This is a genomic window from Streptomyces sp. NPDC090045 (genome assembly GCF_044747975.1).
Taxonomy (GTDB): Bacteria; Actinomycetota; Actinomycetes; order Streptomycetales; family Streptomycetaceae; genus Streptomyces.
Genome location: NZ_JBIVFA010000017.1, coordinates 115,113 through 140,331, shown reverse-complemented (window position 1 = coordinate 140,331; position 25,219 = coordinate 115,113). Strand labels below are relative to the sequence as shown.

Annotated in this window: 24 protein-coding genes; 10 read left to right on the top strand and 14 right to left on the bottom strand. The window is 73.5% G+C overall.

The genetic code is table 11. The features are described 5' to 3' along the window. Positions 1–65 precede the first annotated feature (65 nt). Complete coding sequence (locus ACIPYQ_RS34645; RefSeq protein ID WP_401258084.1) at positions 66–2,531, top strand: right-handed parallel beta-helix repeat-containing protein; 2,466 nt, start codon at positions 66–68, stop codon at positions 2,529–2,531. Here the strand turns inward: ACIPYQ_RS34645 and ACIPYQ_RS34640 are convergent. Further along, a complete protein-coding gene (locus tag ACIPYQ_RS34640) occupies positions 2,473–4,863 on the bottom strand; it encodes a hypothetical protein (RefSeq protein WP_401258082.1) in 2,391 nt (796 codons plus the stop codon). The genes ACIPYQ_RS34645 and ACIPYQ_RS34640 overlap by 59 nt on opposite strands. A gap of 255 nt (positions 4,864–5,118) precedes the next feature. Here ACIPYQ_RS34640 and ACIPYQ_RS34635 point away from each other — a divergent pair, with 255 nt between their 5' ends. Further along, a complete protein-coding gene (locus ACIPYQ_RS34635) occupies positions 5,119–5,607 on the top strand; it encodes an SRPBCC family protein (RefSeq protein WP_401258081.1) in 489 nt (162 codons plus the stop codon). Here the strand turns inward: ACIPYQ_RS34635 and ACIPYQ_RS34630 are convergent. Further along, positions 5,579–6,391: a hypothetical protein gene (locus ACIPYQ_RS34630; protein ID WP_401258079.1), complete on the bottom strand. Its 813-nt coding sequence runs from the start codon at positions 6,389–6,391 to the stop codon at positions 5,579–5,581. The genes ACIPYQ_RS34635 and ACIPYQ_RS34630 overlap by 29 nt on opposite strands. Before the next feature lie 129 nt (positions 6,392–6,520). Next, entirely contained in the window at positions 6,521–7,666 is a 1,146-nt protein-coding gene (locus ACIPYQ_RS34625; protein ID WP_361755409.1) for a PLP-dependent cysteine synthase family protein, read from the bottom strand. Between the two features lie 199 nt (positions 7,667–7,865). Between ACIPYQ_RS34625 and ACIPYQ_RS34620 the strand changes: the two genes are divergently transcribed. Continuing rightward, positions 7,866–8,426: an ATP-binding protein gene (locus ACIPYQ_RS34620; RefSeq protein ID WP_361755412.1), complete on the top strand. Its 561-nt coding sequence runs from the start codon at positions 7,866–7,868 to the stop codon at positions 8,424–8,426. 102 nt (positions 8,427–8,528) lie between these two features. On the opposite strand, the gene ACIPYQ_RS34615 is transcribed toward ACIPYQ_RS34620, so the two are convergent. Both ACIPYQ_RS34615 and ACIPYQ_RS34610 read right to left on the bottom strand, forming a co-directional pair. Continuing rightward, positions 8,529–9,788 (bottom strand): ROK family protein, encoded by a 1,260-nt coding sequence (locus ACIPYQ_RS34615; protein WP_361755415.1) that lies wholly within the window; start codon positions 9,786–9,788, stop codon positions 8,529–8,531. A 43-nt stretch (positions 9,789–9,831) separates the two neighbouring features. Next, positions 9,832–10,494 (bottom strand): alpha-ketoglutarate-dependent dioxygenase AlkB family protein, encoded by a 663-nt coding sequence (locus ACIPYQ_RS34610; protein ID WP_401258076.1) that lies wholly within the window; start codon positions 10,492–10,494, stop codon positions 9,832–9,834. 39 nt (positions 10,495–10,533) lie between these two features. Between ACIPYQ_RS34610 and ACIPYQ_RS34605 the strand changes: the two genes are divergently transcribed. Together ACIPYQ_RS34605 and ACIPYQ_RS34600 are read left to right on the top strand one after the other, a co-directional pair. Next, on the top strand, positions 10,534–11,277 hold the full coding sequence (locus tag ACIPYQ_RS34605; RefSeq protein ID WP_401258074.1) for a maleylpyruvate isomerase family mycothiol-dependent enzyme: 744 nt from the start codon (positions 10,534–10,536) through the stop codon (positions 11,275–11,277). A 70-nt stretch (positions 11,278–11,347) separates the two neighbouring features. Further along, positions 11,348–11,599, top strand: a complete 252-nt coding sequence (locus ACIPYQ_RS34600) for a DUF6332 family protein (RefSeq protein ID WP_401258072.1) — start codon at positions 11,348–11,350, stop codon at positions 11,597–11,599. Between the two features lie 13 nt (positions 11,600–11,612). Here ACIPYQ_RS34600 and ACIPYQ_RS34595 read toward each other — a convergent pair whose 3' ends face one another. From ACIPYQ_RS34595 to ACIPYQ_RS34585, 3 genes are all read right to left on the bottom strand, one after another. Continuing rightward, complete coding sequence (locus ACIPYQ_RS34595) at positions 11,613–11,894, bottom strand: hypothetical protein (RefSeq protein ID WP_401258071.1); 282 nt, start codon at positions 11,892–11,894, stop codon at positions 11,613–11,615. 56 nt (positions 11,895–11,950) lie between these two features. Beyond that, the gene (locus ACIPYQ_RS34590) at positions 11,951–12,901 is read right to left on the bottom strand and encodes a spherulation-specific family 4 protein (RefSeq protein ID WP_401258069.1); all 951 of its coding nucleotides are present in this window, start codon (positions 12,899–12,901) and stop codon (positions 11,951–11,953) included. A gap of 162 nt (positions 12,902–13,063) precedes the next feature. Next, positions 13,064–13,762, bottom strand: a complete 699-nt coding sequence (locus ACIPYQ_RS34585) for a TetR/AcrR family transcriptional regulator (protein WP_401258068.1) — start codon at positions 13,760–13,762, stop codon at positions 13,064–13,066. 156 nt (positions 13,763–13,918) lie between these two features. Here ACIPYQ_RS34585 and ACIPYQ_RS34580 point away from each other — a divergent pair, with 156 nt between their 5' ends. Continuing rightward, positions 13,919–14,380: a nitroreductase/quinone reductase family protein gene (locus ACIPYQ_RS34580; RefSeq protein ID WP_401258066.1), complete on the top strand. Its 462-nt coding sequence runs from the start codon at positions 13,919–13,921 to the stop codon at positions 14,378–14,380. A gap of 79 nt (positions 14,381–14,459) precedes the next feature. Here ACIPYQ_RS34580 and ACIPYQ_RS34575 read toward each other — a convergent pair whose 3' ends face one another. Together ACIPYQ_RS34575 and ACIPYQ_RS34570 are read right to left on the bottom strand one after the other, a co-directional pair. After that, positions 14,460–14,684, bottom strand: a complete 225-nt coding sequence (locus tag ACIPYQ_RS34575; RefSeq protein ID WP_401258064.1) for a hypothetical protein — start codon at positions 14,682–14,684, stop codon at positions 14,460–14,462. Positions 14,685–14,722: 38 nt separating this feature from the next. Beyond that, on the bottom strand, positions 14,723–16,138 hold the full coding sequence (locus tag ACIPYQ_RS34570) for a geranylgeranyl reductase family protein (RefSeq protein WP_401258063.1): 1,416 nt from the start codon (positions 16,136–16,138) through the stop codon (positions 14,723–14,725). Between the two features lie 183 nt (positions 16,139–16,321). Here ACIPYQ_RS34570 and ACIPYQ_RS34565 point away from each other — a divergent pair, with 183 nt between their 5' ends. Both ACIPYQ_RS34565 and ACIPYQ_RS34560 read left to right on the top strand, forming a co-directional pair. Then, positions 16,322–17,686 (top strand): dipeptidase, encoded by a 1,365-nt coding sequence (locus ACIPYQ_RS34565; protein ID WP_401258061.1) that lies wholly within the window; start codon positions 16,322–16,324, stop codon positions 17,684–17,686. Positions 17,687–17,794: 108 nt separating this feature from the next. Continuing rightward, on the top strand, positions 17,795–18,493 hold the full coding sequence (locus ACIPYQ_RS34560) for an MBL fold metallo-hydrolase (protein WP_401258059.1): 699 nt from the start codon (positions 17,795–17,797) through the stop codon (positions 18,491–18,493). 70 nt (positions 18,494–18,563) lie between these two features. Here ACIPYQ_RS34560 and ACIPYQ_RS34555 read toward each other — a convergent pair whose 3' ends face one another. After that, positions 18,564–19,619 (bottom strand): NUDIX domain-containing protein, encoded by a 1,056-nt coding sequence (locus tag ACIPYQ_RS34555; protein ID WP_401258058.1) that lies wholly within the window; start codon positions 19,617–19,619, stop codon positions 18,564–18,566. A 170-nt stretch (positions 19,620–19,789) separates the two neighbouring features. On the opposite strand from ACIPYQ_RS34555, the gene ACIPYQ_RS34550 reads away from it, so the two are divergent. Together ACIPYQ_RS34550 and ACIPYQ_RS34545 are read left to right on the top strand one after the other, a co-directional pair. Then, positions 19,790–20,776: a LacI family DNA-binding transcriptional regulator gene (locus ACIPYQ_RS34550; RefSeq protein WP_401258135.1), complete on the top strand. Its 987-nt coding sequence runs from the start codon at positions 19,790–19,792 to the stop codon at positions 20,774–20,776. A 168-nt stretch (positions 20,777–20,944) separates the two neighbouring features. Continuing rightward, positions 20,945–21,853: a hypothetical protein gene (locus ACIPYQ_RS34545; RefSeq protein ID WP_401258057.1), complete on the top strand. Its 909-nt coding sequence runs from the start codon at positions 20,945–20,947 to the stop codon at positions 21,851–21,853. 62 nt (positions 21,854–21,915) lie between these two features. Here the strand turns inward: ACIPYQ_RS34545 and ACIPYQ_RS34540 are convergent, their stop codons facing one another. From ACIPYQ_RS34540 to ACIPYQ_RS34530, 3 genes are all read right to left on the bottom strand, one after another. Next, positions 21,916–23,214, bottom strand: coding sequence for a DUF6986 family protein (locus ACIPYQ_RS34540; protein ID WP_361755454.1), 1,299 nt, complete (start codon positions 23,212–23,214; stop codon positions 21,916–21,918). Between the two features lie 174 nt (positions 23,215–23,388). Then, on the bottom strand, positions 23,389–24,351 hold the full coding sequence (locus ACIPYQ_RS34535; RefSeq protein WP_376108129.1) for an electron transfer flavoprotein subunit alpha/FixB family protein: 963 nt from the start codon (positions 24,349–24,351) through the stop codon (positions 23,389–23,391). A gap of 60 nt (positions 24,352–24,411) precedes the next feature. Further along, complete coding sequence (locus ACIPYQ_RS34530) at positions 24,412–25,197, bottom strand: electron transfer flavoprotein subunit beta/FixA family protein (protein WP_327417918.1); 786 nt, start codon at positions 25,195–25,197, stop codon at positions 24,412–24,414. Positions 25,198–25,219: the final 22 nt, after the last annotated feature.

Sequence of the window (25,219 nt, the reverse complement as noted above, 5' to 3'; positions counted from 1 at the left end):
TTCAGACTTCAGTGGCTTCGGTCGCATCGGCAGCGCAAGTACGAGGGTGGGGGCACGACAGCACCATGGTTCAGGGCACGGTCCAGGTGACGCACGGCGGGTCTTCGCGGTGGAGGCGCCGCTCCGGTGAATATCCGACGCTGGCCGCCGCGCTCGCCGTCGCGGGAGACGGGGACGTGCTGACCGTCGCCCCCGGCACCTACCGGGAGAACCTGGTGCTGCACCACGCCGTCACCCTGCGCGGGCCCGAGGGCGGGGTCGGGTCGGTGCGCATCGCCCCGCTCGACGGGGTCGCGCTGACCGTGCGCGCCTCGGCCGTGGTCCAGGACCTGTACCTGGAGGGCCAGGACCGGGCGGCGCCCGCGCTGCTCGTGGAGGACGGCTGCCCCGAGCTCACCGATCTGCGGGTCAGCACCCACTCGGCGGCCGGCATCGAGGTGCGCGGCCCCGGGGCCCGGCCCCTCGTGCGGCGGTGCACGGTGGAGAACCCGGCCGGTGTCGGGATCGCCGTACTGGACGGCGGCGGCGGGGTGTTCGAGGAGTGCGAGGTCGTGGCCGCCGGGCAGACCGGCATCTCGGTGCGCGGCGGCGGCCGGCCCCGGCTGGAGCGCTGCCGCGTCCACCACGCCACGGGCGCGGGCATCGGGGTCACCGGCGAGGGCTCGGGCCTGGAGGCACTGGGCTGCGAGGTGTACGAGGTCAAGGGCGCCGGGGTGCAGATCGCCGCGCGTGCCACGGCCCGGCTCACCGACTGCGCGGTGCACCGCACCTCGGCCGACGGGGTCACCCTCGACACCGACGCGGTCCTCACCCTGGCCGGCTGCGACATCCACGACATCCCGGAGAACGCCGTCGACCTGCGGTCCCGTTCGGTGCTCACGCTCAGCCGCACCACGGTCCGCCGCTTCGGCCGCAACGGGCTGTCCGTATGGGACCCGGGCACCCGGGTGGACGCCGAATCCTGCGAGATCCACGACAGCACGGGCGACTATCCGGCGGTGTGGATCAGCGACGGCGCCACCGTGGCCCTCGATTCCTGCCGGGTGCACGACGTGCCGGACGCGCTGTTCGTGCTGGACCGGGGTTCGCGCGTCGACGTGGTCGACAGCGACCTGTCGCAGGTGCGCAACACGGCCGTCTCGGTGAGCGACGGGGCGACCGCGCAGCTCGACGACTGCCGGATCCGCGAGGCGGGCACCGGGGCCTGGTTCCGCGACCACGGCAGCGGCGGCACGCTCGCCAACTGCACCATCGACGCCGTGCAGACCGGCGTGATCGTCACCAAGGGCGCCGATCCCGCTCTGGAGCGGTGCACGGTCGCCTCCCCGGCCGAGGCCGGGTTCTACGTGTCGGCGGGCGGCCGCGGCACCTTCACGGCCTGCCGGGTGACGGGCAGTTCCGGTTTCGGCTTCCACGTCATGGACGGCTGCCGCACCACGCTGACCCGCTGCCACACCGAGCGCTGTGCCCGCGGGGGCTACGAGTTCGCGGAGGACGGGCCGCTCGCCGAGGAGTGCACGAGCGACGAGTCCGGCCCGCGGCTGGCGGCCCAGTCGGCCTCGGGCGGCGGGTTCGCGGGCGCGCAGGCGGGAATCCGTACGGTCACGGCGGCGCAGAGCTCCGTGCCGCAGCCCGCCCAGGCGCCCGCGGCCGTACCGCGGCCCGCGGCGGAGCGGCCGGAGGGCGGACCGGCGGCGGGTGTGCGGGGTTCCGGCGAGGTGCTGGGCCAGCTCGACGCACTGGTGGGCCTGGACAGCGTCAAACGCGAGGTGCGCGCGCTCACCGACATGATCGAGGTGGGCCGGCGGCGGCAGCAGGCGGGTCTCAAGGCGGCTTCGGTGCGCCGGCACCTGGTCTTCACCGGCTCCCCCGGCACGGGCAAGACCACGGTCGCCCGGCTGTACGGGGAGATCCTCGCCTCCCTGGGGGTGCTGGAGCGCGGCCACCTGGTCGAGGTGTCCCGTGTGGACCTGGTCGGCGAGCACATCGGTTCCACGGCCATCCGTACGCAGGAGGCCTTCGAGCGGGCGCGCGGCGGGGTGCTGTTCATCGACGAGGCGTACGCGCTGGCCCCGGAGGACTCGGGCCGGGACTTCGGGCGCGAGGCGATCGACACGCTGGTGAAGCTGATGGAGGACCACCGGGACGCGGTGGTGGTGATCGTCGCCGGGTACACGGCGGAGATGGACCGCTTCCTGACCGTCAACCCCGGTGTGGCCTCGCGGTTCTCCCGGACGATCACCTTCGGCGACTACGGGCCCGGGGAGCTGCTGCGGATCGTGGAGCAGCAGGCGGAGGAGCACGAGTACCGGCTCGGGGAGGGCACCTCCGAGGCCCTGTTGACGTACTTCACGGAGCTCCCAAAGGGTCCGGCCTTCGGCAACGGCCGCACCGCGCGCCAGACCTTCGAGTCGATGGTGGAGCGGCACGCGGGCCGGGTGGCCCAGCTGTCGGAGCCCAGTACGGACGAGCTCACCCTGCTGTTCCCGGCGGACCTCCCGGCTCTGCCGGCCCTGCCCGCTCCTTGCTGAGACGGGCCTGCTGAGCGGGTACTCCCCCCGCTGCCGCCGGGCGGGGCTCCCCGCCCCGTGCGGCGGCGTCCAGCCGGGCGAGCAGGGCGTCGCGTTCGGCGGCGAAGGCCGGATCGGCCTGGTAGTCGGAGTGGCCCAGGATCGGCGCGGGCAGCGGGTGGCGGGCACTGCGTCCGTAGGCGATCGGGTCGGCGAGCGGGCCGCGGTCCACGTCCTGCCCCGCGCCGGGAAGCGCCGGGCCGCCGATGGGGTCGGTGGCCCGCCAGAGGTTGCGCCAGCAGTCGACCTCCTGGTGCAGGGCGGCGAGCGGCCCGGGGCCGAAGTAGGCGGGGAACCAGCGGCCGTAGAGGCGGCCGAGCGGGGATCCGTAGGTGAGCAGGGCGACCCGGCGGCGGGCGGGCGGCGGGAGTTGCCAGACGGCCGCCGCGGCGAGCACGCTGCCCTGGGAGTGGCCGGAGATCACCAGGCGGCCGCCGGTGCGGCCGGTCCAGCCGGCCATCCGCCAGGTCAGGTCGGGGACGGCGCGCTCGGCGTAGCAGGGCGGCGCGAAGGGGTGGGCCGCGCGCGGCCAGAAGGTGCCGACGTCCCACAGGATGCCGATGGTCCGGCGGGCGGAGGGGTCGCGGTAGGCGCGGCGGCCCCAGGTGACGAAGAGGGCGATGCCGAGGCCGATGAGCCAGGACCCGGCGTCCTGGGCGGCGCGGGCGGCGCCTTCCAGCAACGGCTGGGTCCCGCGGGCCGCTTCGCCCGGGACCTGTCCGCTGATCCAGGCTCCGGCGAGGGCGCCCGCGCCGAGGACCAGGGTGATCCCGGAGACGGCCGCCACGAACCACGGCGCGGAGTCGGTGAGCGCGGCCGCGGTCCGCGCCCCGGCGATCCGGCGGCTGCGGGCCCCGTCCGGTGCCTCCCCCGGGTACTCGGCGGCCACGGCACCGGCGAGCCGGGCCCGGGAGCGGGCACCGCGCACCGCGAACCAGACGGCGAGCAGGGCCAGCACGAGGAGCATCGGCGGTAAGACGGCGGCCTGCCAGGACAGCAGCACGGGCGGCCCGGGCAGCGGGGTGCCGGCCATCCCGGGGGTGGCACCGCCGTCCAGCCAGTCGGCGACGCGCTGGGCGACCCCGCCGGACATCACCCCGCCGAGCGCGCAGCCGAGCATGGCGACGGCCGGCCCGCCGAGGCCGCGCAGGGCGGCCGACGGATCGGGGGCCCGCCGGTGCAGGGACCGGGCGACGGCGGCGAGGGCGAGCACGCAGCAGCCCTGCCCCAGCATGAGCACGCCGAAGGCGAAGTCCCCGGGGAGCCGTCCGGTGGAGACCCAGCCGGGGCGCGACCAGCAGGCGTGGAGGAGGACGGCGGCGAGGAGGGCGAGGGCGGCGCCGGGCAGCAGGGTGACGGCGGCCCGGTCCAGCCGGTGGTCGGCCCGGACTTCGGTGCGGCCGCGCCGGCAGACGACCCAGGCCACGGTGACGGCGCCGGCGGCGAGCAGCGCCTGAAGGGCCCAGCCGAGGGCTTCGAGGGCGGGCGCGGCTGCGCGCCGGTCGTAGCGGGCGGTGGGCACGGCGACGGCCACCGCCACGGTGAGCAGCCCGGCGGCGGTGTGCGCGGCGCGCAGCCGGGCCACGATCCGGCGGCCGTACCAGAATCCCGGGCGGCCGAGCGCGGGCGCCGTGTCGGAGGCGGCGTCCGGGTCGGCGGATCCGGCGGGCGGCGGCTGGGACTCGTAGGCGCTCCAGGTGCGGTTCGACAGGAACCAGAGCAGCCCGGTCAGGGCGGCGGGGACCAGGGCTCCGAGGGCGAGGCGGCGCCCCGGCTGGGCCCACCAGCCGCCTCCGGGCGCGAGGAAGCCGAGCCAGGAGCGGGAGCGGGTGCAGGTGCGGGAGCCCGCGCACTGCCAGGCGAACAGGTCGAGCGCGACCTCGCAGGCCGCCGCGATCAGCAGCACGGTCAGGCTGAGCGCGAGGATCCGTACGAGGACCCCGTACGTGCGGACCGCGCGCGGGGCGGGGGCGGCGGCGGGCGTGGCGGGCCGGGCCCAGTGGGCGAGGTTGGCCACCATGAAGGGCAGGAGCAGCAGCCACAGGGCGCGGGCGCCGTTGCCTGAGGTCAGCCGGGACCAGCAGTAGGCCTCGGGCACGGGCCGCCCGGCGTACCGCTCGGGGTGGGCTTCGGCGTCGGCGTCCTCGGTGCGGCGGAAGACGGCGGCGGTGGAGTCTCCGGTGACGCGGACGGTGCGCGGGTCGCCGAGCAGCTCGCCGGGGGCGGCGCCGGCGACTCCGTGGACGAGGAGTTCGAGGGCGAGGGGATGGTCGGGCGTGGGTCGGTCCGGCACAGCGGCCTCCGCTCGCGGGGCGGGATCGGCGCGACTCCAGCATCCCGCGCGCCGCCTCCCGTGCCCAGGCCCCGCGCCGCGCGGATCCCCCGCGCGGGGTGAAAGCACCGGGACCCGAACCAGGATCGGGACCGAGGCCGGGACCGAGGTCGGAACCGGGCGGGAATCCGCGCGAGATCGCGGCGGACATCTCGGGGCCGCCCGGCTATGGTGACGCCCACGCAGACCCGAACCTTCGTCCCAGGGGGTACCGCCATGGCTCGCCGACTCCGTCCGGTGGGGCTGGACTTCATCGACGACGCGCCGATCCGGCTGGTCTTCGCCACCGAGGCGGCGGCGCCGCCCGAGGCCGTGTACCGGGCGCTGGCCGAGGAAGTGGCGGGCTGGCCGAGCTGGTTCAGGGCGGTGACCCTGGCCCGGCCCACGCACGGCGGCGCGGGCCGCGAGGTCAGGCTGATGGGCGGGGTGCGCTTCCAGGAGACGATCATGGCCGCGGAGCCCGAGCAGCGCTACGCGTACCGGGTCGACACGACCAACGCCCCCGGAGTACGGGCCCTGCTGGAGGAGTGGCGGCTGACGCCGGTCGGCTCCGGCACGCACGTCCGCTGGACCTTCGCCGCGGACGGCTCGGCCCCGTTCCGCCTCGGCCTGACCGCCGCCCGGCCGGGCCTGGGCCACTCCTTCCGCACGGCGGTCCGCACGCTGGACCGGCGGCTCACCGCCCGGCGCGCGGCGGATCAGTAGCCGGGTCCGCCGTCGTGCCGGTCGCACGGTGCACTTCGGCCAGCTCTCCGTAGCCCCCCGCGCCCCAGACCTCCCTGCGGAACTCCTGCAGGGTCATCGCCGGCCCGGTACCGAAGTGGACCACCGCGCACCGTGCGCAGCACCAGCCGCGGGACCAGACCTCCTCGGCGGCGTCCCGGCCGGCCGCGGTCCGGGCCCGGAACGCCCGTTGGGTCCGCACGGCCGAGACGATCAGCAGGACCGCCCCCAGCAGGGCGAACCCGGAGATCCAGGCCAGGAACAGGAGCTCGGCCCCGGGTTCGGGCGCGGGGGCCCCTGTCGCGCCGCCCCAGAGCGTCATGGACCCGTGGTTCACCTCGGCCGCGGGCGCGTCGGCGAACCAGTGCCCGCCCTGCGCGCCGCCGATGAACGTACCGATCGACACCAGGACCAGCAGCACGCCCAGCGCCGTCCGCCCGGCCGTCACCGGTGGCGGCGGGGCCACGGCCAGCGCCTCGGCCAGCCGCGGGACGACCTCGAGGGCACCGGCGCTCCGGTCGCCGTCGGCGTCCTCCCGGTACCTGGTGTGCCCGCTCACGCAGATGGCGGGGACGGCCCGCACCTCGTCGGAGCGGTGGCAGCTCGGACACTCCAGCTGCGCCGCCGTCGCCCCGGCCCGGGACTCGGCCCTCGGCTCGGTCCGGGGACGGTCCGGCCGGTCAACCGGCCCCGGCCGCCCACCCCCACCGGTCTGGGCCCGCGTCCGCGCGTCCCGTTCCGGTCTGTTGTACTCGATGCCCGCCATGGCTCCCCCGAAGCTCCGCCGTGCTCAAAAGTCCGCACAGCGTAGCCAGCCGACCCGGCTCCGCCCAGGGCGTTTTCGTCCCCGGACCGTCACAGCCGCGCCACAGGCCGGTCAGCCAGGTCAGGATCGTCAGGCCGACGGCTCGCGCCAGACCCCGGTCGTCAGCAGGGTGTCGATGGTCTTCGCGTACGGGGCGATGTCGAGCCGCTGCGCCGCCAGCCACTCGTCGGAGTAGTACTTGTCCAGGTAGCGGTCGCCCGGGTCGCACAGCAGGGTGACGACGCTGCCGGTACGGCCCTCCGCCACCATCTCCGAGATGATCTTCAGGGCGCTCCACAGGCCGGTGCCGGTCGAACCGCCCGCCTTGCGCCCTATGGCCGTCTCCAGCGCGCGGCAGGCGGCGACGCTCGCCGCGTCCGGGACCTTCATCATGCGGTCGATGGCGCCGGGCACGAAGCTCGGTTCCATCCGCGGCCGGCCGATGCCCTCGATGCGCGAGCCGCAATCGCTGCTCGCGTCCGGGTCGTTGTTGGTCCAGCCGTCGAAGAAGCAGGAGTTCTCCGGGTCCGGGACGCAGATGCGGGTGTCGTGCTGCATGTAGTGCACGTAGCGCGCGATGGTCGCCGAGGTGCCGCCCGTACCGGCGGTCGCCACGATCCAGGCGGGCTCGGGGAAACGTTCCAGCTTCAGCTGCTGGTACATCGATTCCGCGATGTTGTTGTTGCCGCGCCAGTCGGTGGCCCGCTCGGCGTACGTGAACTGGTCCATGTAGTGCCCGCCCGTACGGGCGGCGAGCTCCGCCGAAGCCTCGTACATCTTCATCGGGTCGTCCACGAAGTGGCATTCGCCGCCGTGGAATTCGATGAGCCGGCACTTCTCCGGGCTGGTCGTGCGCGGCATGACGGCGATGAAGGGCACGCCGATCAGCTTCGCGAAGTACGCCTCGGAGACGGCGGTGGAGCCGGACGAGGCCTCGATCACCGGGCGGCCGGGGCGGACCCAGCCGTTGCAGAGCGCGTACAGGAACAGCGAGCGCGCGAGCCGGTGCTTGAGGGAGCCCGTCGGGTGGGTGGACTCGTCCTTGAGGTAGAGGTCGATGCCCCACGCCTCGGGGAGCGGGAAGCGCAGGAGGTGGGTGTCCGCGGAGCGGTTGGCGTCGGCCTGGACCTTGCGGACGGCTTCCTTCAGCCAGGCGCGGTAGTCCGCGTCGCTGCGGTCGACGTCGATGGTGGTGGCCGTCGTACCGGTGCTGCTGGTGGTGCCGGTGGTGCTCATGCGCCGCGCTCCTTCATGGGTGTAATTCGCCCCCTCCTTTCGCAATGTACCTCGCTCACCTGCACAAACGTTCGCTTTGGGTTTCCATGCACATTGCTTTCGACCGCGTTCGGTTGCACTGCGCGGCACCGTGGGTGACCCTGGTGGAGCATTACCGAGGGTGCAGCACCCGTAACACTCATGTCGGGGAGTCGCAGCCGTGATCACTCATTCCCGCAGGCACTGCGTCGTGGAACTGCAGGCCTTGCCGTCGCGGATCGGCCAAATCCGCAGAATCGTTTCTGCACAACTGCGCCACTGGCAGCTCGATCCGCTCATAGACCGGGCTGCGCTCGGCGTGACGGAGCTGCTGACGAACGTCCATCGCCACGCGCAGCCGGACAAGACCTGCACCGTCGAGATCGAACTCCGCCTCGGGCGCCTCACCGTCTCGGTGATCGACAGCGATCCGCGGCTTCCGGTGCTCCACGAGACGCAGGCCGGCTCGCTGGAGACCTGCGGGCGGGGCCTCGCCCTCGTGGCGGCGCTCAGCGAGGCCTGGGGCGCACGGCAGCAGTCCGACGGGCCGGGCAAGGTGGTGTGGTTCTCGCTCACGGCGGCTCCCGCCCCGGCGGCGCGCCTGCAGCCGGTGCGGATCGAGACCAGGCCCGTACGGGAACCCGCGCGGACGGTGCTGGTCTCCGTCGACCCGGGGGCCGTCGGGGCGGGCGTGCCGGTGGCATCGCCGGTGGCATCCCCCGTCGGCGCCGCCCCCGGGTAGCCCCACACCCGTCGCACCCCGTCCCGCCCCTGTCCCACCCCGTCCCGCCCCCGCTAGCCCGCCAGGTCCCCGCGCCCGGAAGGATCCGGGAGCGACGGCGGCCTAGGCCAAGGCTCCCAGCGGGTCGTCGAGCACGGGCTGCCAGGCCAGTTCGGCCGCGCCGACCAGGCTGTTGTGGTCCAGGGTGCACGGCAGGATCGGCACGCCGCCGCTGCGCCCCCACAGGCTGCGGTCGGCGACCACCGCGCGCAGCCGTTCCGGGTCGGCGTGCAGCAGTTCCCGGTGCAGGCCGCCCAGGATGATCCGGTCCGGGTTCAGGATGTTCACCAGGCCGGCGAGGCCGAGCCCGAGCCGGTCGATCAACTCCTCGGTGGCGGCCCGTACCGCGGGCTCCGCGGGTTCGTCGCGCAGCAGGTCGCGGGCCTGCTGGAGAAGCGACACCTCGGGGCCGGGGCTGCGGCCCGCCGCGGTGAGGAAGGCCAGTGGGTCCGCCTCCACGTCCAAGCAGCCGCGGCCGCCGCAGTGGCAGGCCCGCCCCTCGGGGTTCACGGTGAGGTGACCGACCTCCAGGGCCAGGCCCGAACTGCCGCTGTGCAGGCGGCCGTCCAGCACCAGCGCCCCGCCGACCCCGCGGTGCCCGGTGGCCACGCACAGCAGGTGCTGCGCGCTGCGCCCCGCGCCGTGCCGGTGCTCCGCGAGGGCCGCGAGGTTGACGTCGTTCCCGGTCAGGGCCGGGCCGTCGATCCCGGCCGCCTTCACGCACTCCGCGAAGATGGCCCGTACGGGCGAACCGGCCGGCCAGGCCAGGTGCAGCGGGTTCAGCGCGGTGCCGTCCGGCTCCGCGACCGCCGAGGGGACGGCGAGCCCGGCGCCGACGCAGCGGCGGCCGCTGTCCGCGAGCAGTTCGGCGCCGGCCTCCACGACCGCGCCGAGCACCTGGGCCGGGTCGGCGGAGACGGTGACCTTGCCGGGGGCGGTGGCCACGATGCGGCCGCCGAGGCCGACCAGGGCCGCCCGGAAGCCGTCCGAGTGCACCTGGGCCGCGAGGGCCACCGGGCCGTCCTCGGCCACGGAGAGGCGGTGCGAGGGGCGGCCCTGGGCGCCGCCGGCCCCGCCGGGGCGGGAGTCGACGCGGATCAGCCCGAGCGCCTCCAGCTCGGCGGCGACGGCTCCGGCGGTGGCACGGGTGACCCCGAGCTCGGCCGTCAGGACCGCTCGGGTCGGGGCGCGGCCGGTGTGGACGAGTTCCAGCGCCGGCCCGAGCGCGCCGCGACCGCGTTCCAGCCTGGTCCGCGTGGCGTTCGTGGACGCGGATGCCGTGGTCACATCCCCCACCCGCGGCGGGGCCCCGTTGCCGTTCATGGCATCGATCCTCGCATGATCGGAGGGTGCCGGACGCCTCCGCTCAGCCCAGCCCGCCGACCCGGAGTGTGATGTTCAGCCGCCCGGTCAGCCCGAGGGCCCGCGGGCCCGTGCCCGGCAGGACCTTCGGCACTCCGTGGTAGGCCAGTCGGCTCGCGCCCCCGAAGACGAAGAGATCCCCGCTGTGCAGCTCCACGTCCCGGTACGGGCGCCCGCGCGAGGTGGTGTTCCCGAAGCGGAAGACGCAGGTGTCGCCGAGGCTGAGCGAGACCACCGGGGCCGCGGACTTCTCCTCGGCGTCGCGGTGCATGCCCATGCGGGAGTCGCCGCCGTAGAAGTTGATCAGCGCGATGTCGTAGGCCGCCGCCGGGTCCGGGAGGTCCGCGGCGCCCCCGTACGCGGCGGCCACCGCCTCCCGCCCCAGCTCGGCGAGCCACCCCGGCATCGGCTTGACCGGCGCCCCGTCCCCGTCGACGGCGGTGCGGGCGTACCCGTACGGATACCAGTGCAGCCCGAGGCACACCTGCCGGGCGGTCATCACCCCGCCGCCCGGGGTCCGTACGGTGCGCAGGCCGGCCGGCGGACGGGCCCAGGCCCGGCAGGCCGCCAGCAACTCGCCCTGCCGCTCGGCCCCGAGCCAGTCGGGCACGTGCACGGCGCCGGGAGCGATCACGGCCCGCTCGCGCGGGAAGAGTTCCCCATCCATGTCGCCCATTGTCGCGGGCGGGCTGATAAGACTCCCGGTATGGAGATCAGCGAACTTGTGAAGACGCTCGCACGAGAAGGCGAGCTGCTCGCCGACGTGGCCGAACAGGCCGGTACGGACGCCCCGGTCCCCACCTGTCCGGGCTGGCACGTCACCGATCTGCTGCGCCACACCGGGTCGGTGCACCGCTGGGCGGCCGGATACGTGGCGGAGCGGCGGCTGGAGCCGGTCGGCTTCCCGGACGCGCCGGAACTGGCCGACGGCGAACTGCTGGCGTGGTTCCGGCAGGGCCACGCGGACCTGGTGCGCACCCTGACGGAGGCCCCGGCCGACGTGCAGTGCTGGACCTTCCTCCCGACGGCCCCGCCGTCGCCGCTGGCGTTCTGGGCGCGGCGCCAGGCCCACGAGACGACCGTGCACCGGATGGACGCGGAGGCCGCGCGGGGTGTGGCGTTCTCCCCGATGGAGCGGGAGTTCGCGGAGGACGGGGTGGACGAGCTGCTGACCGGCTTCCACGCGCGGCCGCGCAGCCGGGTGCGTACGCCGGAGCCCCGGGTGGTACGGGTCCGGGCCGCCGACACGGGCGCGGTGTGGACCGTGCGGCTGTCGCCGGAGCCGGCCCGGACGGTACGGGGCGACACGGGCGAGGCGGCCGACTGCGAACTGACCGGGGAGGCGGCCTGGCTCTACGCGGCCCTGTGGAACCGGCTGCCGCTGGCGGGTCCGGGAGTGAGGGGCGACCTGGCGCTGGCCCGGCTGTGGAGCGAGACGGCCGGGATCTGAACCCGGCCCGGGCGGCGGGGGCGGGGCGGGCCCCCTTGTGACGGGCAGTGCGCGCTGTGACACTGCACGCATGGAGCAACGTACTCAGGCGGACCGGGACGCGATCACGATCGAGATCGGCTACGCCCTCGTCAGCGCCTGCTTCGCGGCCGCCCTCACCTTCGGCGCGGTGTACGGTCCCGCACTGGCGTTCTCCCTGTCCCCCGAGGCCGGCCACGCCCTGAAGGTGGCAGGAGGAATCGCGGCCGTCACGGTGTTCCTCCTGCGGATCTCCCACGTCCTGTGGCGCTTCGCCCGCCGCCCCGAGAACGACGGCCGCTGAACCACCGGACGGTCTAGGCGGCCGGGCCCACCGCGGACCACCAGGCGACCAACCGGTCGGCCATGGCGTCGGTCCGGCGGTCGACGGGGTCGAGACCGAAGTGGTCCTCCAGCTCGTACCAGAGGAACTCGCCGATCTCCGCCCGGGTGGTGCCGCGGTGGAGACGCTGGAACAAGGGGACGAGCAGGCAGTCGTACTCGTCCTGCGACAGGTCGGCGACGCCGATCGGGTCCCACTCGTTGAGCAGGTACCGCAGGTTGTCGGACAGCGCGGCCGACGGAGTCCAGGGTGGCATCGGGCCAGACTGCCACCCGGCAACGAGTCCCGCCGCCGAATATCGCGGGCCCGCAGCTAGCCCAGGGTGGCCGCGTAGGTGGTCTGGGCGCGGTACTTCCATGTCGGGCCCGCGTTCCAGGGGTTGGGCATGACCGTGCTGGTCGCGTACGCGTAGCCCGCGCCGCGGTCGAAGGCGGTGCCCAGGGTGGCGCGCATCGCTCCGGCGTCGGGGACGTCGTGGACCAGGTGCCAGAACGCCGTTCCGCTCGGGTCGAGTTCGGCGCCGGAGCGGTAGCCGGCGAGGGGGTCGAAGACGTTGCCGCCGAGCCAGCCGGCGCCGGTGTACGCGGCGTACGTGTCCTCGAAGGTGACGAAGACGTCCGCGGTGCGCCGGCCCGGCTCCAGGTAGCAGTCGGCTATGGCGGTGCCGGGGTTGTTGACGACGAGGTCGGGGGCGGCCGGGTCGGCGGCGTTCATGGTGTCCTGGACGTAGCGGCGCAGCTCCGCGTAGTGGTCGCGGGTGGCGTTGGCGGGGCCGCAGTCGCGGCTGACCACGTCGAAGAAGATGCCGTCGACGTGGAGGCGGCCGTCGGGGGTCTTGAGGTAGTTGTCGACGGAGGCCTTGACGGCGGCGATGTCGCGGTTGCCGTGGTCGGTGTGGACGTAGCCGAGCACCTTGGTCTTCTCGCCGGTGGAGGTGGTGCGTTTGCGCAGCGCGTCGGCGCGGGCCCGCCAGGGGGTGTCGAACGGGGAGTCGCCGTTGCCTGGGTTCAGCACGACCACCGAGGCGGCCGGACCGGTGGCGGTGAGGTCGGTCAGCATGCGGTCGTTCGCCGAGACGTACGCGGGCACACCGATCTCCAGGCCCCGCACACCGGGCATCCGGGGCATGGGGGGCGGGTTGGGCGCCGGGGCGTCGGTGGCGACCACCGGCGCGTCGCGCGCCGACGCGGTGACGGCCGGTGCCGGCGCGGCCAGTAAGAGGGTGGCCAGTACGGCGTACAAGGCCTTTGCGGCGCGAGGCATGAACGTTCCTCCGGCGGCGGCAGGGGGGCGACCCGAGGAACACTAGACGGGCGGCCCATCGTTCAAGGCTGAACCGCCCGCATTGGTGTGAGGAACAGAAGAGCGAGCTATCGCCTCATCATGTGAATCTCCGGACGGGACCCCTCGCCGCCGGCCCTCCCGTCATACGGCGGGCAGGCCTACGCCGTGCGCCAGTTGGGCGGCGGCGTGCGCGAAGAAGGCGGCGCGGTCCTCGACGACGCGGTTGAACTGGCCGAACAGTTCGAAGGAGACGAGCCCGACCAGTTGGGCCCAGGCGGCGACGAGGGCGGCCGTGACCTGCGGGGGCAGGCCCTCGGCGAAGTCGGCGGTCATCCGGTCGGCTTCGGGACGCAGGGCCGGCGGCAGCGGCGGGAGGGCGAGGCCGCGCCCCTCGTAGGCGGCACGGAGGATGCCGATGAAGGAGTTGCCGACCCGGGAGGCGGGGCCGATGGTGTCCATGGGGGCACTGTAGCCGGGCACCGGCGAACCGTAGATGAGGGCGTACTCGTGCGGGTGCTCCAGCGCCCAGGCGCGGACGGCCTCGCAGACCGCGATCCAGCGGGTGCGGGGCGGGGACCCGGCGGCGAGGGCGCGGGCGTCGGCCTCCTCGGCGGCGGCGCCGACGCTGTCGTACGCGTCGATGATCAGCGCGGTGAGCAGCTCGTCGCGGCTGGGGAAGTAGCGGTAGAGGGCGGAGGAGACCATGCCCAGCTCGCGGGCTACGGCGCGCAGGGAGAGTTTGGCGGCGCCGTCGGCCGCGAGCATGCGGCGCGCCTCGTCCTTGATGGCGGCGGTGACCTCGATGCGGGCCCGTTCCCTGGCCCCTCGCACGGTGTTCATGCGGGTCAGTGTGCCACGCATCTGGAGCACTGCCCAGAAAACGGACCCATGCTCTATTTCGAGAGCAGTGCTCTTGCTTTGGCGCACCGATCCGTGCACACTGATCTCAAGCGAGAGCAGTGCTCTCTCAAGCGGAAATCGGCCCCGGAGGTCACCATGAACGCGACGCCCACCCCGTACTACGTCCAGGCCAGCCCGCTCGCCATCCGCTTCAACTCGTTCTTCGGCAAGCTGGCCCGCTTCGGCATCAGCCTGGCCGGCAGCGCCGAGATGTCGGTGCGCGGGCGCAAGTCCGGCAAGATGCAGCGGATCCCGGTCAACCCGCACACGTACGAGGGCGCCCAGTACCTGGTGTCGGCGCGCGGCCACTCCCAGTGGGTCCGCAACATGCGGGTCGCGGGCGGCGGCGAGCTGCGCGTGGGGCGCAAGGTGCGGACGTTCACCGCCACGGAGCTGACCGACCCGGTCCAGCAGGCCGCCGTCCTGCGTACCTATCTGGAGAAGTGGGGCTGGGAGGTCGACCGGTTCTTCCAGGGCGTCTCAGCGAAGTCCTCCGACGCGGAGATCCAGGCGGCCGCTGCCGACCACCCGGTCTTCCGGATCACGGTGTCGCACTGACCCCCGTGCGGACTCGCTCGCCACGGCGACCATCACGCCCGCCACGCCCGCCACGATCCCCGCAACGGGCCGCGACCGCTCAGCCGAACGGCCGGCGCAGCCGCTCGACCAGCCGTTCCCACAGGTGGTGCCGGCACGGCCGGAGCGGCAGCTCCCGGTGCCCCGGGAGGCAGCGGGGCAGCAGTTCCCGACAGCGCCGGTCCACCGTGCGGTGGAGCCGCGCTATATGGGCCAGGGCCACCACCCCCTGCCGGCGGACCTCCCGGTCCGCCGACTCCGGCGCCCTGGCGACCACGGGCAGCACGGCCCCGGCCCACGGCGCCTCCCTGGCCCCGGCCGCCGTTAGCCCTGGCCGCCGTTCCGGGCCGCCGCCGCCTGCCTGGCGTCCAGCATGTGCAGCGCCTTGCGGGCCAGCGGGTACGTACGCACCATGTCGGCCAGGTTCGTCGAACCCCGCGTGATGCGGGCGAAGGCCCGCCACGCCGGACGGAAGCCGGTGATCGCCGCGTGCAGCATCCGCGGCCGGGCCTCGAAGACCGTCAGCATCCGCTTGCCGACGCCCATCTCGACGCCCAGCCCCGCCTTCACCGCGAAGGCGTAGTTGAGGGCCTGCCGGCGCGCGTCCACCGCGTCCTGCGCCTCGGAGATCTTCACCGCCCACTCCCCCGCCAGCCGCCCCGAGCGCAGTGCGAAGGAGATGCCCTCCCGGGTCCACGGCTCCAGCAGTCCGGCCGCGTCGCCCGCCACCAGGACCCGGCCGCGCGAGAGCGGCGAATCGGGCTTGCGGCAGCGCGTCAGGTGCCCGGAGGAGACGTCCGGTTCGAAGCCGGCGAGCCCGAGCCGGGCGATGAAGTCGTCCAGGTAGCGCTTGGTCGCGGCGCCCTCGCCCTTGGCCGAGATGACCCCGACGGTGAGGGTGTCGCCCTTGGGGAAGACCCAGCCGTAACTGCCGGGCAGCGGGCCCCAGTCGATCAGCACCCGCCCCTTCCAGTCCTCCGCGACCGTCGCGGGAACGGGGATCTCCGCCTCCAGTCCGAGGTCCACCTGGTCCATCTCGACGCCGACGTGCGCGCCGATCCGGCTCGCGCTGCCGTCCGCGCCGACCACCGCGCGGGCCAGGACGGTCTCCCCGTCGGCGAGCACCACGGCGACGGTGCGCCGGTCGGGCACGGCCGTGCCGTGCTGTTCGACGCGGGCGACGGCCGTGCCCGTACGGACCGTGGCGCCGGCCTTCTCGGCGGCGGCGACCAGGCCGGCGTCGAACTCCGCCCGGTTGACGAGCCCGAACAGCATCTGCTTCGAGCGCCGGGTGCGGGTCAGCTTCCCGTCCATCGAAAAGGTGACCGCGTGGATGCGTTCCTTGAAGGGCAGCACGAAGCCCGGGGGCAGGGCGTCGCGCGAGGGGCCGATGATGCCGCCACCGCAGGTCTTGTAGCGGGGCAGTTCGGCCTTCTCCAGCAGCAGGACGCGCCGGCCTGCCGTCGCCGCCGCGTACGCCGCAGAGGATCCGGCCGGTCCGGCCCCGACCACGACCACGTCCCACACTTCGCCGGTCCCGCCGCTTCCCCCGGCCCCCTCGTCGACCGCCTCGTCGTCGACCGCCTCGTCGACCGCCTCGTCGGCCGCCGCCCGGACGGCCTGCCCCGCGTCCACGCCTGCGTCTGCGCCCTCGCCCGGGCGCCGGCCCGCGTCTGCGCCCACGCCCGCGTCCTCGCCTGCGCCCGCCCCTGCGTCGCGTACGTCGTCGTCGCTGCTCACGATGTGTTGCCGCTCCTGATCACCCGGTTGCTCCGATGCCGGGGAAATCCTACGGCGAGACGACGCACCACCCCGCTGTGCGAGGATCGGGACTGTCTTTTTCGCCGTACCCGGCATACGCACACCCCGCGGATGCGGGCGGCGTACACGGAGAACAACGTCGCACCCAAAAGGAGCGTGCCCATGTCCCAGAATCCGATCGCCGAGACCGTCGCCTCGCTGATGCCCCGCGCCAAGCAGGAGCTGACCGAGCTGGTGGCCTTCCAGTCGGTGGCGGACTGGGCGCAGTTCCCCAAGAGCGAGAGCGAGGCCGCCGCGAACTGGGTGGCCGACGCCCTGCGCGTCGAGGGTTTCCAGGACGTGGCGCTGCTCGACACGCCCGACGACACCCAGTCCGTGTACGGCTTCCTGCCCGGCCCCGAGGGCGCGCCGACCGTTCTGCTGTACGCGCACTACGACGTCCAGCCGCCGCTGGACGACGCCGCCTGGATCTCCCCCGCCTTCGAGCTGACCGAGCGCGACGGCCGCTGGTACGGGCGCGGTTCGGCCGACTGCAAGGGCGGGTTCATCATGCACCTGCTGGCGCTGCGCGCGCTGAAGGCCAACGGCGGTGTCCCGGTGGCCGTGAAGATGATCGTCGAGGGTTCCGAGGAGCAGGGCACCGGCGGCCTCCAGCAGTACGCCGAGGCGCACCCGGAGCTGCTGACCGCCGACACCATCGTCATCGGTGACGCGGGCAACTTCCGCCTCGGCCTCCCGACGGTGACGGCCACGCTGCGCGGCATGTGCCTGATCAAGGTGAAGATCGACACGCTGGGCGGCAACCTGCACTCCGGCATGTTCGGAGGCGCCGCCCCGGACGCGCTGGCCGCGCTGATCCGCGTACTCGACTCGCTGCGCGCGGCGGACGGTTCGACGACGGTGGACGGGCTCGCCTCGGACGCGGTGTGGGACGGTCTGCAGTACCCGGAGGCGGACTTCCGTGCCGACGCGAAGGTCCTCGACGGGGTCGAGCTGATCGGCGAGGGCACGATCGCGGACCGGCTGTGGGCCCGCCCGGCCGTCACGGTGCTCGGCATCGACTGCCCGCCGGTGGTCGGCGCGACGCCTTCGGTGCACGCGAGCGCAGGCGCCCTGATCAGCCTGCGGGTGCCGCCGGGCGTGGACACCGCCGCGGCCGTCAAGCTGCTGCAGGCCCACCTGGAGGCGCACACTCCGTGGAAGGCCCGCCTCGAACTCGAGGTGGTCGGCCAGGGCCAGCCGTTCCAGGCGGACACCGACAGCCCGGCGTACGCGTCGATGCGGTCGGCGCTGGAGGCCGCGTACCCGGGCCAGGAGATGCAGATCAGCGGCATGGGCGGGTCGATCCCGCTGTGCAACACGCTGACCTCGCTGTACCCGGAGGCGGAGATGCTGCTGATCGGGCTGAGCGAGCCCGAGGCGCAGATCCACGCGGTCAACGAGAGCGTGTCGCCGCAGGAGCTGGAGCGCCTGTCGGTGGCAGAGGCCCTCTTCCTCGTCAACTACGCGGAGTCCAAGCGCGCCTGACCCCCGTACGGGGGTGCGTGTACGCCCAGGGCGGAGTGCGCCTTGGGCGTACTCCGCTTCCGGTGAAGTCACGTGTCCGAGCGGGCCGGCCGTGCCTACGGTCGACGTATGGATCTTGTAGAAGTACTTCCGGACCGGCTCCACATGCTGCGCTTCCCCATCGGCCAGGCCTACCTCTGGCAGGACGGGGAAGCCCTCACCCTGATCGACGCGGGCCATGCCGGGTCCGCCGACGGGATCGAGCAGGCGATACGTTCCCTCGGGCGGACACCCGAGCGGCTGGAGCGGATCGTCCTCACCCACTGCCACGGCGACCACTTCGGCGCGGCCGGTGAGCTCGCCGCCCGCTGGGGCCCGCGGGTGCTGGCACACCGCCTGGACGCACCGGTGATCCGGGGCGAGGTACCCGTGCCCGAGCCGGTGCTGCTCGACTGGGAGGTCCCGCTGTACGCGCACGCCCTGACCGCCGTCCCCGAAGCCCCGCCGACTCCGGTCGACCGTGAGCTGGAGGACGGGGACGCGCTGGGCTTCGGGGACGGGGCGTACGTCGTCCACGCACCGGGCCACACGGACGGGAGCATCGGGATCCACCTCCCGGACCACGGCGTGCTGTTCGCCGGCGACTGCATCGCCGCCGTCGGCCCGCTGATGCTGGGCGTCTTCAATGTGGACCGGGGCCGGGCGATCGATTCCTTCCACCGGCTGGCCGGGCTGTCCCCGTCGGTCGCCTGCTTCGGCCACGGCGATCCGCTGACGGAGGACACGGCGGCCGCGCTGGCCGAGGCGGCCGCCGCAACCCCCGCCTGACGGCTCGGTTCCCCGTCGTCGGCTCCCCGTCCTCGGGTCCCCGTCCTCGGGCGCCCGCCCGTCGCCGGGCTCAGCCGACCGGAATGCCCGCCTCCAGGTAGAGGGGGCGGCCGCGTTCCCGGGCGCGCAGGGCCCAGCGCAGGCGTTCGTGACGGTGCGACGGGAGGAGGCCGGCGGCCTCGGCCTCCGTGACGAAGCGCCAGGCCCGCAGTTCCGGGCCCGGAAGGCGGAGCCGGGCCGTCGCCTCCGGGGAGAGCCGGCCGCCGTCGAAGAGCAGGCGCAGTCCCCCGTAGCCGGGGGGCTGCGGGGGCTCCCAGTCGACCACGAGCAGGCCGGGCACCCGGTCCAGTACGAGGCCCAGTTCCTCCGCGACCTCCCGCACGCCCCCGCACGCGGGTGCCTCGCCCGCTTCGACGACGCCGCCCGGGAACTCCCAGCCGGCCTTGTACGTCGGATCCACCAGGAGCACCCGGTCCTGCTCGTCGAAGAGCAGGACCCCGGCCGCCACCGTCTCCCGCGTGGGCTCCGGGGTCTGCACGATGTCGCAGACCGGGGCCGTCTCGGAGCGGACGGCCTCGGCGATGCGCTGCGCCGTCTCGCGCGGGGTCAGGCTGCTGTTGTCGATGACGTGCGCGTCGCCCGTGAGCCAGCCGAGGGCCTGCTGGTAGACCGGGATGTGGTCGTAGGCCCACTGGCGGACCCTGAGGTCGACCTCGTCCGGCTCGCCCGGCTCCTCCCGGGTGGCGATCCGCTCGCGCAGGATCGTTTCCGCAGGGGCCAGCAGGACGTGCCGCACCGCGATCCGGCGCGCCGCGAGCCCGCCGAAGATCTCGTCCCGGTACTCCTGGCGCAGCAGCGTCATCGGCACGACGAGCACCCCGCCCAGCTCCGCGAGCAGCGCCGCCGCCGTGTCCACCACCAGCCGCCGCCAGCTCGGCAGGTCCTGGTAGTCGGTGACCTCCGCCAGCCGTTTGGCCGGCAGCAGCACGCGCAGCGCGTCGCCGATGAGCTCCGGGTCGAACAGGGTGCTGTCCGGCAGGATTCCGGCCAGTTCGCGGGCCGTGCTGGTCTTTCCCGCGCTGAAAGTGCCGTTGATCCAGACAATCACGTCTACCCCTCTCCCCATGGCTCGTCCGGAGCCCCCAGAGGCTTGCCCGCACCAGCCTGCCACGGAAACCTCACTCTCGGCCGAGTGCTTATCCTCAAGGTCACACCCCTGCCCGAGACTCCGGAGGATTCACGACCGTGCCCCACAATCGCCGCCCGTCCGATCCCCTCTACGGCAACCGGCCGACCATGAAGGACGTGGCGGCCCAGGCGGGCGTCGGCCTGAAGACGGTGTCACGGGTGGTCAACGGCGAGCCGGGCGTCACCCCCGAGACCGAGAAGCGGGTCCAAGAGGCCATCGACGCCCTGGGGTTCCGCCGCAACGACAGCGCGCGCGTCCTGCGCAAGGGCCGTACCGCCACCGTGGGCCTGATCCTGGAAGACCTCGCCGACCCCTTCTACGGCCCGCTGAACCGGGCCGTGGAGGAGGTGGCCCGCTCGCACGGGGCCCTCCTCATCAACGGCTCCAGCGCCGAGGACCCGGACCGCGAGCGGGAGTTGGCGCTCGCGCTGTGCGCCCGCCGGGTGGACGGCCTGATCGTGATCCCGGCCGGGGACGACCACCGGTACCTGGAGCCGGAGATGCGGGCCGGTGTGGCCACGGTGTTCGTGGACCGGCCGGCCGGGCGGATCGACGCGGACGCCGTGCTCTCGGACAGCTTCGGCGGCGCCCGCGGCGGAGTGGCCCACCTGATCGCGGGCGGCCACCGGCGGATCGGTTTCATCGGCGACCACCCCCGCATCCACACGGCGGCGGAGCGCCTGCGCGGCTACCGCGCCGCCATGGCCGACGCGGGCCTCCCGGTGGCCGATTCCTGGGTCTCCCTCGGCTCCACCGACCCGGTCCGGGTGTCGGCGGCGACGAGGTCGATGCTCACGGGCCAGGACCCGGTCACCGCCGTCTTCGCGGGCAACAACCGCGTGACGGTCACGGTGGTACGCGTCCTCGCGGCCCGGGCACACCCGGTGGCCCTGGTCGGCTTCGACGACTTCGAACTGGCCGACCTCCTGCGCCCCGGCATCACGGTGGTCGCCCAGGACCCGGCGACCCTCGGCCGCGTGGCCACGGACCGCCTCTTCCAACGCCTGTCGGGCGCCGCCCTCCCCACGACCCGCACCGTACTCCCGACCCGCCTGATCCCCCGCGGCTCGGGCGAACTCCCGCCGGCCTGCTGACCCTCCGTCGCGGCACGGCCAACACCGTTGTCCGCCTAATCACTTGACGTGCGCACGGAAGATCATGGATCCTCTCGCATTGCACGCGCCCCTCCCAGTCCCCGGACTCGCAGGGGTCGCGCACCACTGCACCCTCCCTACGGGGAGGCCGAGTCGAGGAGCCACCGCATGCAGAAGACCGCGTACGTGTACGTCCCCACGCCGTCGAAGACCAATCTGGAAGTGGGTCTGGCGCGAGGCCTGTGGGGGTGGCGCAGTCCCACGCTGGACCGCGCCGAATCCCGGCAGGCGGTACGCAGCCTCAACGAGGGCGACCTGCTCGTCCTGGGCCACAGGGGACCGAACAGCCGTGTGGCACCCGGCGGCTGGAACGCAGCAGTCCTCCAAAGGGTGATCATCAGCGAGATCACCCGGCCGCTCTTCACCGCGGAAGACGAGGTCTGGACGGACGACGACTACCCGGAGCGCATCGGGATGGACGTTCTCGAGGACGTCTCCCCGTCCGAGGGGCTCACCCTGGGATCCGGCGCGATGGAGGCCTTGCGGCTGTCCGCCAACAAGCAGGGCGCCGCCGTACTCGAGCCCGGGGTCGTCGAGGTCACCCGCTTCGTCGAGTCGCTTCCGCCGGTGACCAGCGGATCGGACACCGGGAGCATCAGCCACGACGGGGAGACCAGCACGGCCACCACCGTGCTGAGGCGCCGGGAGCAGGCCAAGATGCGCCGGGCGCGGTTCGGCAACGCCACACGGCTCACCTGCGCCATATGCGGGCGGGTTCTCCCGACGAGGTTCGTCCGGGCGGCGCACATCAAGCGCCGGAGCGCCGCCAGCCAGGTCGAGCGGCTGATGCTCGCGAACATCATCCCCGCTTGCCTGATGGGGTGCGACGAGCTGTTCGAGCACGGACACATCTACGTCGACCGCACGGGGACGATCAAGGCAAGCCCGAAGGCCGAGGAGACCGCCGACCTGGCGGCCGTGGCGGCACGGCTCGCGGGCCAGCCCGTCTCAGGGCTCACGGAGGACCAGGAGCCCTTCTTCTCCTGGCACCGCCGGCACATCGCCCAGCAGGTCTGACGAGCCGACGGCCCGGTCGTCCCGGACGGTTCCGGGGCCGGGCCGTCGGCGGTGCACTGGGATCAGGCGGTCGCCGTCAGGGTGGCCGAGCGGCGGGGGATGGCGAAGGCGTCCAGTTCCGCGCGGGTCAGGCCGGTCAGGGCGGTGACCTCCTCGGGGCCGACCGCGCCGCAGTCGAGGCCGCGGACCAGGTAGCCGGCCAGGGCCTTCGCCGTGGCGGGCTCGTCCATCACGTCGCCCTCGATCTTGGCCACGTAGGCCTTCAGGCGCGCGGCGGCGGTCTCCAGGCCCTCGCGGTAGAAGGTGAAGACGGCCGCGTAGCGGGTCGGCAGGTGGCCGGGGTGCATGTCCCAGCCCTGGTAGTAGGCGCGGGCCAGGGCGCGGCGGGTGAGGCCGTAGTGCAGCTTCCAGGCCTCGTGGACCTTCTCGGTGGTGCCGATGGGCAGGACGTTCGTCGAGCCGTCGGAGACGCGTACGCCGGTGCCGGCGGCCGCGACCTGCATGATCGCCTTGGCGTGGTCGGCGGCCGGGTGGTCGCTGGCCTGGTAGGCGGCCGAGACGCCGACGCAGGCGCTGTAGTCGAAGGTGCCGTAGTGCAGGCCGGTGGCGCGGCCCTGGGAGGCCTCGATCATGCGGGCCACGGTGGCGGTGCCGTCGGAGGCCAGGATCGACTGGCTGGTCTCGATCTGGATCTCGAAGCCGATCCGGCCCGGGCGCAGGCCGCGGGTCGTCTCGAAGGCCTCCAGCAGCTTGACGAAGGCGGTGACCTGCTCGGCGTAGGTGACCTTGGGGAGGGTCAGGACCAGGTTGTCCGGGAGGCCGCCGTGCGCGAGCAGCCCGGAGAGGAAGACGTCGGTGGTGCGGATGCCGCGGTCGCGGACGTTGGACTCCATGCACTTCATGCGGATGCCCATGTAGGGGGCGTTGGTGCCGTTCGAGTACGCCTCGGAGATCAGGCGGGCCGCGCGGGCCGCGGCCTGGTCCTCCTCCTCGTCGGAGCGGACGCCGAAGCCGTCCTCGAAGTCGACGCGGAGGTCCTCGATGGGCTCGCGCTGCAGCTTGGCGCGGACGCGGTCGTAGACGGGTACGGCCAGCTCGTCGGAGATGCCGAGTACCTTGGCGAAGGTGGCGGCGTCCGGGGCGTGCTCGTCGAGCGCGGCGAGGGCCTGGTCGCCCCAGGAGCGGATGGTGTCCGCGGCGAAGACGTCACCGGGTACGTAGACCGTGTGGATGGGCTGACGGGTGCCGGGGTCGCCCGGGTAGTGGCGCGCGAGCTCCGCGTCCACCGGCGCGAGGGAGGCGCTGATGCCCTCGCTGACCGCGCCTGCGAGGCTCGTCGCCACCTTCTCCTGCTGACCCATCGTGCACTCTCCTCTTTTCCGCTTCACGGAAGCTTAGATCCGCATAGCAGAATTTAGTCACGGGGTTCCGCTCCGTCAATGGTCCCTCCGACGCGTGGGACGAACGACTCGGGGCCGTGCGGTGAGAAACACCACACGGCCCCGGAGAAGTGAAGCTACGAACAGAAGCGCAGGTCAGCCCTTGCGCGCCTTGATCTCGTCGGTCAGCTGCGGGACGACCGCGAAGAGGTCGCCGACCACGCCGTAGTCGACGAGGTCGAAGATCGGGGCCTCGGCGTCCTTGTTGATCGCGACGATGGTCTTCGAGGTCTGCATGCCGGCCCGGTGCTGGATCGCGCCCGAGATGCCGGAGGCGATGTACAGCTGCGGGGAGACCGACTTGCCGGTCTGGCCGACCTGGTTGGAGTGCGGGTACCAGCCGGCGTCGACGGCGGCGCGCGAGGCGCCGACGGCCGCACCGAGGGAGTCCGCGAGGTCCTCGATGATGTGGAAGTTCTCGGCACCGTTGACGCCACGGCCGCCGGAGACCACGATCGCGGCCTCGGTCAGCTCGGGGCGGCCGGTCGACTCGCGCGGGGTGCGGCCGGTGACCTTGGTGCCGGTGGCCAGGGCGCCGAAGGTGACGGCGAGCGCCTCGACGGTGCCGGCGGCCGGGGCGGCCTCGACCGGGGCCGAGTTCGGCTTCACGGTGATGACCGGGGTGCCCTTGGAGACGCGGGACTTGGTGGTGAACGACGCGGCGAAGGCGGACTGCGTCGCGACCGGGCCCTCGTCACCCGCCTCCAGGTCGATGGCGTCGGTGATGATGCCGGAGCCGATGCGGACGGCCAGGCGCGCGGCGATCTCCTTGCCCTCGGCGGAGGACGGGACGAGCACGGCGGCCGGGGAGACGGCGTCGTACGCGGCCTGGAGCGCGTCCACCTTCGGTACCACGAGGTACTCGGTGAACTCGGGGGCGTCGGCGGTGAGGACCTTGACCGCGCCGTGCTCGGCGAGCACCGCGGCGGTGGCGTCGGCACCGGCGCCCAGGGCGACGGCGACGGGCTCGCCGATGCGGCGGGCCAGCGTCAGCAGCTCGAGGGTGGGCTTGCGGACGGCGCCGTCCACGTGGTCGACGTAGACGAGAACTTCAGCCATGGGACTGCTCTCCTGCGATTGCGAAGTGTCTGGGGGCTATGGAGGGGTTGGCCGAAGCTCTTAGATGAACTTCTGGCCGGCCAGGAACTCGGCCAGCTGCTTGCCGCCCTCGCCCTCGTCCTTGACGATCGTGCCGGCGGTACGGGCCGGACGCTGCGCCGCGGCGTCGACCGCGGTCCAGGAGCCTTCCAGACCGACCTCGTCGGCCTCGATCTCCAGCTCCTCCAGGTCCCAGGACTGAACCGGCTTCTTCTTGGCGGCCATGATGCCCTTGAAGGACGGGTAGCGGGCCTCGCCAGACTGGTCCGTCACCGAGACGAGCGCGGGAAGGGAGGCCTCCAGCTGCTCGCTCGCGGTGTCGCCGTCACGGCGGCCGGTCACGGTGCCGTCCTCGACCTTGACCTCGGAGAGCAGGGTGACCTGCGGGACGCCCAGGCGCTCGGCCAGGATCGCCGGCAGCACGCCCATGGTGCCGTCGGTCGACGCCATGCCCGTGATGACCAGGTCGTAGCCGGCCTTCTCGATGGCCTTGGCGAGCACCAGCGAGGTGCCCATGACGTCGGAGCCGTGCAGGTCGTCGTCCTCGACGTGGATGGCCTTGTCGGCGCCCATCGAGAGCGCCTTGCGCAGCGCGTCCTTGGCGTCCTCGGGGCCCACCGTCAGAACGGTGATCTCGGCGTCGTCGGCCTCTTCGGCGATCTGCAGCGCCTGCTCGACGGCGTACTCGTCGAGCTCCGACAGCAGGCCGTCGACGTCGTCACGGTTGACGGTCAAGTCCTCGGTGAACTGCCGGTCGCCAGTGGCGTCGGGCACGTACTTCACACAGACAACGATCCTCAGGCTCACGCCGGCTCTCCTACCGCATCGT